Here is a 12864-nt window from a genome sequence, read left to right on the forward strand (position 1 = left end):
TTTCCGAATTTCTAGCTGATCATCGCCATGCCGCCATTCACATGCACGGTCTGCCCGGTGACATAAGAGGCTTCGTTACTGGCAAGATAGGTGACGGCTGCGCCAACATCGGCGCCGGTTCCCAGTTTCCCAGCCGGTATCTTCTTGCTCAGTTCTTCTTTCTGGGCATCTGGCAGTTCATCGGTCATCGGGGATTCAATGAAACCCGGAGCGACGCAATTTACCGTAATCCCGCGGGACGCGAGTTCCTGCGCCAGGGCTTTCGACATGCCGACCAGTCCTGCTTTCGAGGCGGCGTAATTGGCCTGACCCGGATTGCCTGTGGCCCCCACAACGGAGGTAATCGAAATAATCCGGCCATGGCGCGCCTTCATCATCGGGCGAGCCGCAGCGCGTGCCAGACGGAAGGCCGATTCGAGATTGACCTGCAGCACATCCGACCAGTCTTCATCCGACATCCGCATTGCAAGGCCATCCCGCGTGATGCCCGCATTGTTGACCAGAATATCAATCTTGCCGAGCTTTTCGATTACGTCCGGGACCAGCGCATTCACTTCCTCTGCGTCCGACAGGTTGCACGGCAGCACCACATGCCCTTCACCGGCCAGTTCGGGAATCAAGTCCATCAAGGTCAACTTGCGCGTGCCGGACAGCGCCAGCGTGGCGCCTTGCGCGGCCAGCGACTTTGCAATGGCCGAACCGATGCCCCCGGAAGCGCCCGTTACCAAAGCCGTCATTCCCGTCAAATCAAACATGCCAATCCCCTATCGGTTTCAATATTCCATATAATATAAAACGAACTCTTCGGCCTTGGCGCCATTGGATTCGTATAGCCTGCGTGCCGCTATATTGTCTTTTTCGGTGCCGAGCCAGCACTCATCACAACCCCATTCATCCGCCATTTCCAATATTTTCGCGAGCATCTTCTTGGCGATGCCCTGTCGACGGAGGCTTGAAATGACATCAATTTCATCGAGATACAGCTCATCCGGCTTGTCGGGGCGGCGATGGACCATCGCGGTGCATTTTCCGATCACACAACCGTCGATCATCGCCACAACCAGCCAATGCGTCTTGTCGGCGAGAAAGGCAGAGAGCAAATCCGGCTGGACCGGCTCGTCGAACAGGTGATCGGCGACAGTGTCCATCAACGCGACATTCTCTTCCGTCACCGTCAATATCTCGACATCCATCGCCATCGCCATCGTCAGAACTAGAGCTCCTTCAAAAAGCCTTCAATGTCGTCCATCGACACCAGACTGACGGTTGAGACTTCCTTGTTGATTCGCTTGACCATTCCGCCAAGCACCTTGCCGCCAAATTCGACAAACTGAGAAACATCGGCATCAGTCATATGCTGGACCGATTCACGCCAGCGCACCGTGCCTGTCACCTGCTCGACCAGCAGCGACCGAATTTCATCCGTATCTTTGACTGGGCTCGCTGTGACATTGGCAAAAACGGGAACCACTGGCGGCAATATGCTGGCCTCTGCCAGCGCGCCCTCCATGATCTCGGCTGCCGGCTGCATCAGCGAGCAATGAAATGGTGCCGAAACGGGCAGCAACACCCCGCGCTTGATCTCATGGTCCTTGACCAGCCCGATCGCCCGTTCAATGGCTGCCAGATGACCGGAAATCACAACCTGCGTCGGGTCATTATCATTCGCAATCGTGCATATATCGCCCTGCGCCGACGCTTGTGCCAAGCCGGCGGCTTTCTTGATATCCGCGCCCAGCAGAGCCGCCATGCCGCCTTCGCCGACCGGGACAGCCTGTTGCATCGATTGCCCGCGCAATTTCAGCAATTCCGCCGTGGTGGTCAGATTGAGGGCGCCAGCGGCGCATAATGCGGTATATTCGCCGAGACTATGGCCGGCGACATAATCACACAGGTCCGCCAGGTTCTTGCCGCCCTCTTTTTCCATCACCCGCAAGGTCGCAATCGCATTGGCCATGATCGCCGGTTGCGCATTTTCGGTCAACGTCAGCTCATCTTCAGGCCCTTCGCACATCAGCTGAAACAGGTTTTGTTCCAGCGCGTGATCCACCTCTTCAAAAACTTCCCGCGCGGTATTGCTGGCTTCCGCCAGTGCCTTGCCCATGCCAACCGCCTGGCTACCTTGTCCTGGAAAAATAAATGCGCGCATGTTCGCCCCTGTTTAAATTGATATGATCGCAAAGTCGTTTTGCCGCAATTAGGCCTGAAACCGGTCGCGTGCAAGAGCCCGACAATTCAATTGATCAGTTAAAAATCGTTGCAATAATTTCTCCGGGGATTAGGCCCGAGCCATGGATCAGCTGCGTTTCGAAGAAAAACTGGCCGCATTTTGCCACCGAAACCTGGATGGTGACGGACCATTTTCTGATTTGCGCCGGTTATCCGGTGGTGCCAGCATGGAAAGCTGGGCTTTTGTCTATGGTGATGAAGAATTTGTCCTCCGCCGCCTGCCGGCCGGCATTGATCCGGACGACGAAGGCTTGCGCGGCATTCCGCTCCTGATCCAGGCAGAGATTATCAAACTCGCGGTTCAAGCAGGCGTCACCGCTCCGATTGTCCGAGCGGAGCTGCATCCTGACGATGGGATCGGGGACGGCTTCATCATGGACAAGGCCGAAGGCGAAACCCTTCCGCACAAAATCCTTGGGAACCCTGCCTTTGCCGACGCGGAAGCGCGCCTTACAGAGCAATGTGCGAGCGAATTGTTCCGGATCCATAGCATCGACCCCGCCGCCATGGCCGACAAGCTCGATTATTTTTCGCCGCGCGAACTGATGACCCTTCAGAAAGACAAATATGACGAGATCGGCGGTGCGATACCGATCTATGACTATGCGTTTCATTGGCTGCTCGACAATGCTCCGGAGGATTCCCGAAAGGCCGTGGTGCACGGGGATTTCCGCATGGGCAATCTGATGGTCACGCCGGAAGGCCTGTCAGCGGTTCTGGACTGGGAACTGACTCGTTTTGGCGATCCGGTTCAGGATCTTGCCTATCTCTGCACCCCAAGCTGGCGTTTCGGACACTATGAGAAAGTGGCTGGCGGCTTTGATAGCGCGGAGGCCTTCCTGGCCGCTTATGCGGATCAGTCCGGCGAGGCTGTTGACCCCGATCGGTTCCGCTTCTGGCTGATCTACTCCACGGTCTGGTGGGGTGTGGCCTGTATGGTCATGGGCGAGATCTGGCGGAGCGGCGGTGATCGGTCGCTGGAACGGACTGTTATTGGCCGCCGCGTATCGGAAGTGGAAATCGACCTTATCCTGCAGTTTGAAGAGCTGTTACCGGAAGCGCTCACAACTTCGCTGGACTGGAAGATGCCGGAGGAGCCAACGGTCCGCGGTGAGACCGGATATGCCGAATTGCTGGCAGCGCTCGGCGAATGGAATAGCGACCATGTCCAACCCGGATTATCCGGACATGACCGCTTTCAATCACGGGTTGCTGGCAATGCGCTGGGCATTGCCCGTCGGCAAGCCGCCTGGGGGGCAGCCTTTGGCGCGGCCTCCTCGGAGCGCCTTTCGGCTATTGGATATGAGCATGGACAGCTTTGTCGCGGCCTTGCAGAAGGCACCGTGGACATCGCAACACCCGGACTGTGGAATCATTTCCGATTGTCAGCGCTGGAACGCCTGGCGATCGACCAACCCGGATATGCCGGCCTGAAAGTCGCGCTTCAAAAACGGAGATCATCATCATGACGTTTGAAATACCCCAGGACATCGAGGATTATCTTGGCGTACTCGACGCGTTTATCGACGCCGAAATCAAGCCGATAGAACAGCGTGACGACAATATCCGCTTTTTCGATCACCGCCGGGAAAATGCGCGCACCGACTGGGATAATCAGGGGTTGCCGACGAAGGAATGGGAAGCGTTGCTCGACGAAATGCGAAAGACAGCCGATGCCGCCGGACATTTTCGCTATGCCCTGCCCAAGGCCTTTGGCGGACAGGACGGCAGCAATCTCGGCATGGCGCGCATTCGCGAGCATCTCGCCCATAAGGGCCTTGGTTTGCACAATGATTTGCAGAATGAAAATTCGATTGTCGGCAATCTTGTTCAACCCTTGATGGTTCGCGATTTCGGCACAGAGAAACAAAAGCAGGAATGCATTCCCGCCATGCTCGCCGGTGAAATGAAATGGTGCTTTGGCCTGACCGAGGAAGATCATGGCTCCGACGCAACCTGGATGGATACCACCGCAGTGCCCGAACAGCGCGACGGCGTCGATGGCTGGTTGATCAATGGCAACAAGATGTGGACCACGGGGCTGCATGTTGCCACCCATGTGATGACCTTTGCCCGGCATCGCGGCAAGGACGGCGATGCGCAGGGCATTGGCTGTTTTCTGGTCCCGACCGATGCGCCGGGCTTTGAAGTCGGAGAATATATGTGGACATTCAATATGCCCACAGATCACCCCAAATGCAGTTATACCAATGTCTGGGTCCCCGCCGATGCGATATTGGGCGATCTCGACATGGGGCTGGCGGCCGCGCAGCATTTTGTTCACGAGAACCGGATCCGGCAGGCCGCCTCGTCACTCGGCGCGGCGCAATATTGTATCGACGAGGCTGTCCGCTACGCTGGGGAACGCAAGCCGTTCGGCAAACCGCTCGCCGTCAACCAGGCCATCCAGTTTCCGCTGGTAGAACTGCACACCGAAGCCGCGATGCTGCGGCAGCTGATCTACAAGACTGCCGCCCAGATGGACGAAATGCCCAAGGTGGATGTGGCAAAATATCTCTCGGCCCAGGTTTCGATGTGCAATTATCGCGCAAACCGCCTGTGCTGTGACGCCGCGGATCGGGCGATGCAGGTGCATGGCGGCATGGGCTATTCCCGGCACAAACCGTTCGAGCATATTTATCGCCACCATCGGCGCTACCGCATCACCGAGGGATCCGAGGAAATCCAAATGCGCAAGATTGCCGGCGACATGTTCGGTTTTCTGAACAAATCCAAACGGAAATAAGCGCCGGCCAAGATCTCAAGACAAAAAAGGGAAGCAGAGCGACGGGATGCTCTGCTTCCCGAGCAGAATCCTGTCCGCAGGGGGTGCATTGTTCGGACAGGATTCCCGTAACCAACCAAACCCGTCGGTCAAATCAGCGCGCTGCTCTCCGGCCTGCGCGAATGGTCTTGGGTCGCAAGGGCTTGATCCGCTTCGGCCGAAAGCCCGGTTCGCGCACCGATTGGGTGTTCCGGACAATCCTGCCATCGACAGCCCGCGTGCGCGTCCGCTTGCCAAAAACCGTGTCGCCCTGGCTGTCTTTCACCTGACGCCCGGCGACATAGCCATTGGCCTTGCGTTGCCGCCCGGCGCGATAATCATAAGTTTCGCCATTGCGCGTCGTGGCGGTGCCTTCCGCCCGGAAGCCGCCACGCACCCGTTGCCGTTCATAGTCAAAACTGCGTGTCCGGCCCTGAAAACCAGTTTGCGACCCGCTGGCTTCCCAACCCTTGTCTGTGCGGGATCGATCATAGGCGCTGGTCGCCACCGCGCCATCGCTTTTGCGCGTAACCGTGGCATCATTGCTGTAGGTGCCCGCCGACCGGTCGCGAACAATAGTTTTCTCGCCTTCGAAGCGCGGATTGTCGATCGTCACCGTCTTCGTCCGGGGGTCTGCCAACGCCGGGCTGCTCAACAACAGACCGACCGCAGGGATTATTGCCAGATGTTTCATTTTCCTCTCCTTTGCACTTTGCTTCACCAAGAGAGCCTTTCTTTGCTCTCTTGGTGGTTCAACGTGCGGGAGCGGCGAACCCTTCGCCGGCGGACAAATTATTCCGAAAAATCGTCCTTATCATCGGACGGAAGCAGAATTGCGGGCGTCTGACCGGCATCGATCCGGCGCTTGCGCCATTCCCGCAGCAACCGGCGCCGTTCTTGCGGTGTGGCGTTGCGCAGCTGCATTTTCAGATCATCGGGCAAACCATCCAACAGCCGGGTTTTCTGATCGGCAGACAGCGATCGCCAGACCTGGCGGGGATTTTCCGCTGCCGACAGCTCGTCAATCGTAGGCCCCGAGGCCGCAATGGATGAATCGCCAGAGGGAGCCACTGGCGCTGCCGCGCTGGACTGGGACCGACGCTGTTCGCGCACGATATCGCGCCGGATCGCCTTTTTCACCGCGCGACGGTCAATCTCGCCATTGCGCATACGCGCGCGCAAAGCGGCCCGGCGCTCGCGCAATTGCGCGTCTGTGAGAGGCTCCAGCCCGCGGTCAATCCGCCTTTGCTGAATTCGCTTTTTCCGCCGCTCCACGGCCTGTTTTACCACTGTCCGTTTCTCTGCACGATCCATATCGCGCCATTTTTTGGACGGCAGCGCTGGCTCTGCATCTTCGAGCCTTTCTGCTTCCAGACGCTTTTCAACACCGGGACTCGCGGGATCTTCTGTCCGAACCACTGCTGGCTCTGGTGCGGGCAGGACCTGCTCGACCAGATCGCTGACAATCGGGATCCGGATCGGACTCTCACTCAGGCTGAGCGCTGCGGCGGCTGCCGTGCTCAGCATTGCGGCGCCGATCAGGCCTGATCCTAGATAGCGGCCCCGGGTCCAGGGGCTGTTCGGCCGCCAGCGCCAGAACCGGGGCGCTGCGGTCGGTGCGGGCTTGCCTTCCACGGCAACCGCAAGCACGCGATCGGCAAAGCCATCCGGGAGAGCCGGCACAGTATAGTCCTGCAACAGCGCATCAATATGCGGCGGAAAGGCTTGTGTCATGGCTGATCCCCTGTTGGCTGATCGACAAAGGGGCTGGCCTCCAGACAGTCTTTCAATGCTTTGCGCGCGCGAAACAGCAGCGACTCAAACGCTTTTATCTTCATCGCCAGATCCTCTGCGGCAGCTGCATTGGGTTGCTCTTCATAATAGGTCAGAATCACCGCCGCGCGCTGGCGATCGCCGAGCTTGCCGATGCAATGCTTGACCGCATCTGCCTGTTTGCCTTCGTCGACCAGCTTATCCGCATTCGGCGCATCATCGGCTGTTTCCGGCGGTTCATCGCCGCTGATACGCCTGGCCTTGCGCAGGCGATCGATACACAGGTTGGTGGCGACCCTGGTCAACCAGGCGGCCACACCCGGCCCCTGCCCCCGCCAGGTGCCCGCGCCGTTCCAAAGACGCAACAGAGTCTCCTGCGCGATATCCTCCGCTTCGGTGCTGTCGCCCATCATCCGGCAACCGATCCGGAATGGGACATCCGCGTGGCGGTCGATCAGCACCCGAAAGGCCGCGCTGTCCTGCTCCTGCACGCGCAGCATCAGCGCATCATCGCTGTCGGTCCGGATATCCGGTTCCTTGTCGTCCTGTTTCAGCATCTCGCTGCCAATGCCATCTGCTCCCGTCTTGCGTACATGACGTTATAACGCAGCAGATGAACATTCCCTTCGCGATTGTCGCAAATTTATCTGCGATCCCGAATCCAGATCACTCACCGACCAGCGCCAACCGTCGGGCCGCCAACCCTGTCCCATTATGGCACAAATCCTTACTATCATATTCACTATTCGACAGAATTTGGACCAGATGCGAGCCAAATCACGGGTCGAGACTCGGGGCCGCCCTTGTCGCGCCTTGGAGTTCAGTTATCTACAAACGGGTATGGACTATGAAAAAATATCTATTGGCGCCGGTGCTCGCACTGGCTTTTGCAACCAGCGCAAATGCGACGGTGACAGTTGGCACGCAAGACACGGCAAACTGCTACCCTTTCAGTTGTTTTGCAAGTGACGGCGGCTTGACCTATCAGCAGGTCCATTCGGCATCGTCCTTTGCTTCGACGACCGCAATTGATATGGTCAGCTTCTTTCGCGCAGACGGCTTTGAAGGCTTGATGGATGAAGCGGACTATTCGATCTCTTTCTATCTGACATCTGGCGCCGTAAACGGCCTGTCATCCACCTTGGCTGACAACCGCGGCGCCCTGCTCTCGTCCTTTGGCAGTTTTTCGGTTGGCGGCGAAATGCCGGAACAGCTGTCTTTTGCCGGAACGGCATTCAATTATGATCCGATCGCAGGCAATTTGCTGATGGAAGTCAGCGTCTTGGGCCTGTTTACGGATAATGGCTACGAGTCCTTTTTCCAGGCCGACAGCTCTGGATCGGTGACATCGCGCGCCTATGAAACGGGTACGTTTTCAACCGCTGAGGCAACCGCCCTCGTCACCGAGTTTGGATTTTTGGGAGCCGCCGTTCCCGAACCGGCCACTTGGGCCTTCATGATCTTCGGCTTTGGCGCGATTGGCGGTGCCTTGAGATCAAATCGGCGGCGCCAGCGCAAAGCGAATGTCAACGTCAGCTACGCTTAAGCACGAAACAACACATGTCCCCAAGGCCCTGTCAGCGCAATCTGGCGGGGCCTTTTTTGGTCCCGAAGGCTTTATGTCAGGATGGATACGGAAGCGTTTTCGTGTCCGCTATCGGCGCACAAGCGTACATTGGGACTCCTTCGAATTTTGCTAAAACGGCAAGTTGTCGCAGTCGCTTTGGGGTTGTTTTCCGGCAAAAACCGATTGCACAAATGGTAATGTGTCGTGGGTTGATCCAGGAACAACGGCGCGATGATCCAGTTCGGGATATAATTTTGACACGATATTAGACCCTGCTTTGCAAGCCCCTTTAACCAATGCGGCTTGCATCCGTGGTGGGGTATCCCTGTTCTTGCCGCCGGTCCCGATAAACGTCGGCACGGGCAGTTTGAGACTTGGGTATCCCATCTTGGAAAAGGCAGCCACCAGCGGTTCAGTGGGAGGCCTTTTGAACACCCGATTATATGTCAGCTTCTCTGCGATGACGCGTGCCTTGACATCTTTGTGGCACGTATTCTGCACGGATTGCGCAATCGGTAAGATATCCTTTGCAACATAGTCCGTCAGCTTGAACGCCGGATTGATCCGCTGCACCAAAGACAGGGCCAGCATATGATATCCGAGCATCGGATCGACGCGATCCGGTGGGCGAGACTCTTGAAGCGCAACCAGTGCCTTGGGAGAGAAATAAGGAACGCCTGTTGCGACAACGCCCACAATATTCACATCCGGCGCATATTCAGAGGCATAGGCTGCGGTGGCTACGGCGGCGCCAGCGCCCTGCGATTGTCCGAAGAGCACGACCTTTTTCGATACTGGAAAATTAGCAGATTGCACTGCTCTGATAATATCGAGATTGCTATAGGCTTCGGGACGAGTGGCAAGATAAGGATGCGTTCCCGGCGTTCCCAAGCCCTGATAATCGGATGCAACAACTGCATATCCGTTTTCAAGCCAGAATTTGAGATGCGTTCGATCTTGTTCTTGGCGTCCGTCCCAGGACGGCGCGCAAATATCAGCTATTCCAACGGTTCCGTGCGTCCATGCCATTAGCGGCCAGCCACCTTCTGGCGCAGTGCCTTCAGGCAAAAACAACACACCTGAAACAGCAACGCGTTCTTTCCCATCCAAGCCATCTGTCGACGAATATAACAGGCGGATGTTTTCTCCGGCACCGGGATTGGATTGTTGCTTGTCCAGTGGTTCTTGACGGAGAAGTTTGCCCGGTTGCGCAATTTCGCCGCTGAATTGATAGAAGTCAGACAAGTAGCTATCGCCCAACGTCATATTGGCGGGCCCGCTAACCGTTGTTACTATTTGAGATTCATCGAGAGTGGCAGCACAGCCGGAAAGAGAGGCGAACGCTACGAGCGCCATAACCATTATTCCTGTCTTCAAGGGTCCGTTTTTTCTGCTCATTTTCGTCTCCTAATCGGATTTTTCTCAACTCGACTTCACATCCCGGAAAGCCACTTCGCGATCCATATCGGGCTCTTTGGGCAGGTTGAGCACGCGCTCGGCGATGATGTTCTTTTGAATCTGGTCGGTGCCGCCGCCGATACTGTTCATATAGGCTTTGGCGGCATCGAAATTGATGTTGGCTGCGTCCGGATAATCGTCGCCATCAAGCAACGCCGCATTGCCGAGCAAATCTGTTGCTATCGCCGCCTCACCATGCTGAACGCGTGACATCGCGAGTTTGCCTAGCGACATTAAAGAGGGCGATCCGTTGGTCATTATCTCTTGTTTCGCCCGCTGCATGTTCAAGCCGTTAAGCTCTCGATAGGCCAACGCTTGGGCGATTTTTTGGCGAACAGTCGGATCGTCATATTTCTCATATTTACGCGCCAGTGTGATCAATTGTGGTTCGCTATCCGCCTTTGATTTGCCGCGACGCTCGGTAATCCCTTGCCCCATGATCAACCGTTCATAGGCAATAGCGGTCTGGAACGAAGTCCAACCTTCATTGAGATTACCGATAGTATGCGATGCGGGAACGCGGGCCTCTGTGATGAAGACCTCGTTAAATTCGGACTCGCCAGTAATCTGATTAATCGGTTTAACCTCGACGCCATCCTGTTTCATAGGGAACAGAAAGAACGTAATGCCGCGATGCTTGGGAACATCCCAATCTGTACGTGTCAGCAGCATCCCATATTCGGCTTCCTGAGCATTGGAAGTCCAGATTTTCTGACCTGTGATGATAAAATCATCGCCATCAGGGATCGCTTTTGTCCTCACACCCGCAAGATCGGAACCAGCATTAGGTTCCGAATAGAGCAGACAGCATATTGGGCCGGTGAGCATGACCGGCAGCATCGCGCGTTTTAATTCCTCGCTGCCGACTTTGAACACCGTAATAGCACCCAAATGAAAGCGATCACGGGCGGAGCCTTGGGCTTTACGCTTTGCAAATGCCTTTTCGATGATACCGGATTGTTTTTGGGAAAGGCCAAGTCCGTAATATTCCGTTGGCCAGGATGGCACGCAAAAACCTGCTTCAAAAACCTTGGTCAGCCATGATTTTTCATCATAGCTATCCTCGCCTTTCGCGCAGCGTTTTTCGGAATCCCAATGCTGGTCCAGCCAAGCCTCGACGACACTGTTAATATCTTCGGAGGATGCGCTTCGATCCAATATAGCCATTATGCTGCCTCCCGGCTTTTCAGGTAATGCTCGCGATGCTCGTCCGAACTGCCAAAGAGGGACAGTCCTGCTCGGGCACGCCGCCAATAGAGATGCGCGATATGTTCTTCGGTATAGGCGATGCCGCCGTGCATTTGGATTGCTTGCGCTGAGACGGTTCTGAATGCATCTTTGCAAGTGAAAGCGGCCAGAGAAACAAATTTTTCTTCGCTCGATGACCCGGCATCCAACGACTTCGCCGCAGCAAGGGCCGCAGAGGTAGCAGATTCAACCTCAACCAGTAGGTCTGCCGCCATATGTTTTATCGCCTGAAAGGAACCAATAGGACGCCCGAACTGATAGCGGGTACGCAGATATTCCATCGTTATATCAAAAATAGCGCGTGTCGCTCCAGCCTGTTCGGCAGCGACGGCAGCCACACCACGCATACGCACCTGATTGATGCCCTCTGCATCCATGTCTTCCAATTTGATCGCCTCTGCATCAGAGAAATTGAGCGTGAATAAACGTTGCGCGGGATCGTTGGTGGTCAAGCGTTCCGCAGAAACAGCATCCGATGCCTTTACAAGGTAGGCCGATTGCACGCCGTCGTCTTTCAAACCAAGCAAATGATAATCTGCAACGCCGGCGTGCGAAACAAACGAAACTTCTCCATTCATTATCCAGCCGTCGTCAGAAGGTTTTGCGGACAGGCTGTGATGGTCATCGGAAAGTGATACAAAATCGCCGGCTCCGCCCGTGGACACGGTAAGTTGCCCCGCTGCAATTTTCTGTAGCAATTCTTCTTTGATAGAGTCCGGTCCAAAGCGTGTGATCATTTCCGCCGCAACAACACAAGTAGAAACAAACGGAACAGGTAACAGCTTTCGGCCGAGCTCTTCCATCACCAGCGCAACATCTATTGCGCCGCCGCCAACGCCTTCAAAATCTTCCGAGATAGCAATGCCGAGCAATCCCATCTCGGTCATCTGCTGCCAGATGGATTCATCATACCCTCGATTATTCGCGATACCTGCACGCAGCTTTTCTTCATGCGCTTCGGCATCAAGGTACCGAGCAAATCCGTCTCTTAGTGCTTGGCGATCTTCGTCAGATATCTGGCTCATGTGATGATGCTTCCCGTGTTCCGCATGCTGGATTTTCGACTTTACAAATATGCCACTTTATTTCATATTGGAGAAAGCGAACGGCTGTTCGTGTTTTAGGCAGGCGAGATTTGGGAAGTCAAGCTGTTGTTCGGAGGGAGGAGTTAGCATGTCAATAAATGCCAGAAAAATGCCAAAATCCGCGACCTTGCGACGCACTCCTCAACAGAATCGCGGAAAAGAAAGCCAGTCCAAGATATTGGATGGGGCACGAACAATCCTTTCTCAAGATGGATTCGAAAAGTTCAGCATGCGCCGGATATCCGCAGCCTCTGGTGTGGGCCTCAGTACAATTTACGACTATTTTCCAAGCAAGACTTCTGTCCTTCACACTTTGCTTGAAGAACGCTTGAAGCTCAGGCTCAAGATTTTTGATCGTACCATCGCTGCAATACCTGCGGATGCCAAATGGCGTGAGTTTAACGAAAACTACCTTAGCCGCATGCACGAAGAAGGCTTCTGGTCGATATACGACATTGGTTTGCGCAACGCTGCGACGCATGAGGAAAGCCTAAAGAGCTTGCTCCAATGGTATGAAGCAGAAACCATTGATCGCTATGTAAGCGCCTTACGATCCGCTGGATCAAAATGGACCGAAGATGACCTGCGGACCACTGCGTCCTATTTGCTTTCAATTTCAGCTCAATTTGAACCGGGGGTCGTAGTCCAAGAGGACAAGAACAGCCGAAGGCTAACTTTGGAACTTGTTCGTCATACCTTTTCTACAATTCTAAGAAAGGTGCTGAGTTAAGACCATCGCG

Annotated in this window: 13 protein-coding genes; 4 read left to right on the plus strand and 9 right to left on the minus strand. The window is 55.4% G+C overall.

Annotation, left to right across the window (positions count from 1 at the left end):
* Positions 1-11: 11 nt before the first annotated feature.
* From fabG to fabD, 3 genes are read right to left on the minus strand one after another with little or no spacing between them, the layout of a single operon-like run.
* A complete protein-coding gene (fabG, locus tag ACZ1GS_RS09335; protein ID WP_472694935.1) occupies positions 12-755 on the minus strand; it encodes a 3-oxoacyl-[acyl-carrier-protein] reductase in 744 nt (247 codons plus the stop codon).
* An 18-nt stretch (positions 756-773) separates the two neighbouring features.
* The gene (locus ACZ1GS_RS09340) at positions 774-1205 is read right to left on the minus strand and encodes a GNAT family N-acetyltransferase (RefSeq protein ID WP_472694936.1); all 432 of its coding nucleotides are present in this window, start codon (positions 1203-1205) and stop codon (positions 774-776) included.
* A gap of 8 nt (positions 1206-1213) precedes the next feature.
* Complete coding sequence (fabD, locus tag ACZ1GS_RS09345; RefSeq protein ID WP_472694937.1) at positions 1214-2149, minus strand: ACP S-malonyltransferase; 936 nt, start codon at positions 2147-2149, stop codon at positions 1214-1216.
* A gap of 142 nt (positions 2150-2291) precedes the next feature.
* Here fabD and ACZ1GS_RS09350 point away from each other — a divergent pair, with 142 nt between their 5' ends.
* Both ACZ1GS_RS09350 and ACZ1GS_RS09355 read left to right on the plus strand, forming a co-directional pair.
* On the plus strand, positions 2292-3698 hold the full coding sequence (locus ACZ1GS_RS09350) for a phosphotransferase family protein (protein WP_472694938.1): 1407 nt from the start codon (positions 2292-2294) through the stop codon (positions 3696-3698).
* Positions 3695-4975 carry an acyl-CoA dehydrogenase family protein gene (locus tag ACZ1GS_RS09355; RefSeq protein WP_472694939.1) on the plus strand — a complete coding sequence of 427 codons (1281 nt, stop codon included), beginning with the start codon at positions 3695-3697 and terminating at the stop codon, positions 4973-4975. The genes ACZ1GS_RS09350 and ACZ1GS_RS09355 overlap by 4 nt, the downstream gene beginning before the upstream one ends.
* Positions 4976-5108: 133 nt before the next feature.
* Here ACZ1GS_RS09355 and ACZ1GS_RS09360 read toward each other — a convergent pair whose 3' ends face one another.
* The 3 genes from ACZ1GS_RS09360 to ACZ1GS_RS09370 all read right to left on the minus strand — a co-directional run bounded on the left by ACZ1GS_RS09360 (position 5109) and on the right by ACZ1GS_RS09370 (position 7323).
* A complete protein-coding gene (locus ACZ1GS_RS09360; protein ID WP_472694940.1) occupies positions 5109-5687 on the minus strand; it encodes a hypothetical protein in 579 nt (192 codons plus the stop codon).
* A gap of 98 nt (positions 5688-5785) precedes the next feature.
* Complete coding sequence (locus tag ACZ1GS_RS09365; protein WP_472694941.1) at positions 5786-6727, minus strand: hypothetical protein; 942 nt, start codon at positions 6725-6727, stop codon at positions 5786-5788.
* The gene (locus tag ACZ1GS_RS09370; protein WP_472694942.1) at positions 6724-7323 is read right to left on the minus strand and encodes a sigma-70 family RNA polymerase sigma factor; all 600 of its coding nucleotides are present in this window, start codon (positions 7321-7323) and stop codon (positions 6724-6726) included. The genes ACZ1GS_RS09365 and ACZ1GS_RS09370 overlap by 4 nt, the downstream gene beginning before the upstream one ends.
* Before the next feature lie 290 nt (positions 7324-7613).
* On the opposite strand from ACZ1GS_RS09370, the gene ACZ1GS_RS09375 reads away from it, so the two are divergent.
* Entirely contained in the window at positions 7614-8312 is a 699-nt protein-coding gene (locus tag ACZ1GS_RS09375; RefSeq protein ID WP_472694943.1) for a PEPxxWA-CTERM sorting domain-containing protein, read from the plus strand.
* Between the two features lie 150 nt (positions 8313-8462).
* Here ACZ1GS_RS09375 and ACZ1GS_RS09380 read toward each other — a convergent pair whose 3' ends face one another.
* The 3 genes from ACZ1GS_RS09380 to ACZ1GS_RS09390 are packed head-to-tail and all read right to left on the minus strand — an operon-like array spanning position 8463 to position 12064.
* Entirely contained in the window at positions 8463-9731 is a 1269-nt protein-coding gene (locus tag ACZ1GS_RS09380; RefSeq protein WP_472694944.1) for an alpha/beta fold hydrolase, read from the minus strand.
* Positions 9732-9755: 24 nt separating this feature from the next.
* A complete protein-coding gene (locus tag ACZ1GS_RS09385) occupies positions 9756-10958 on the minus strand; it encodes an acyl-CoA dehydrogenase family protein (protein ID WP_472694945.1) in 1203 nt (400 codons plus the stop codon).
* On the minus strand, positions 10958-12064 hold the full coding sequence (locus tag ACZ1GS_RS09390; RefSeq protein ID WP_472694946.1) for an acyl-CoA dehydrogenase family protein: 1107 nt from the start codon (positions 12062-12064) through the stop codon (positions 10958-10960). Before ACZ1GS_RS09390 ends, ACZ1GS_RS09385 begins: the two co-directional genes overlap by 1 nt.
* A 148-nt stretch (positions 12065-12212) precedes the next feature.
* Here ACZ1GS_RS09390 and ACZ1GS_RS09395 point away from each other — a divergent pair, with 148 nt between their 5' ends.
* Positions 12213-12854 carry a TetR/AcrR family transcriptional regulator gene (locus ACZ1GS_RS09395; protein WP_472694947.1) on the plus strand — a complete coding sequence of 214 codons (642 nt, stop codon included), beginning with the start codon at positions 12213-12215 and terminating at the stop codon, positions 12852-12854.
* Positions 12855-12864 lie beyond the last annotated feature (10 nt).

The sequence above is a fragment of the Parasphingorhabdus sp. W113 genome (assembly GCF_055693205.1).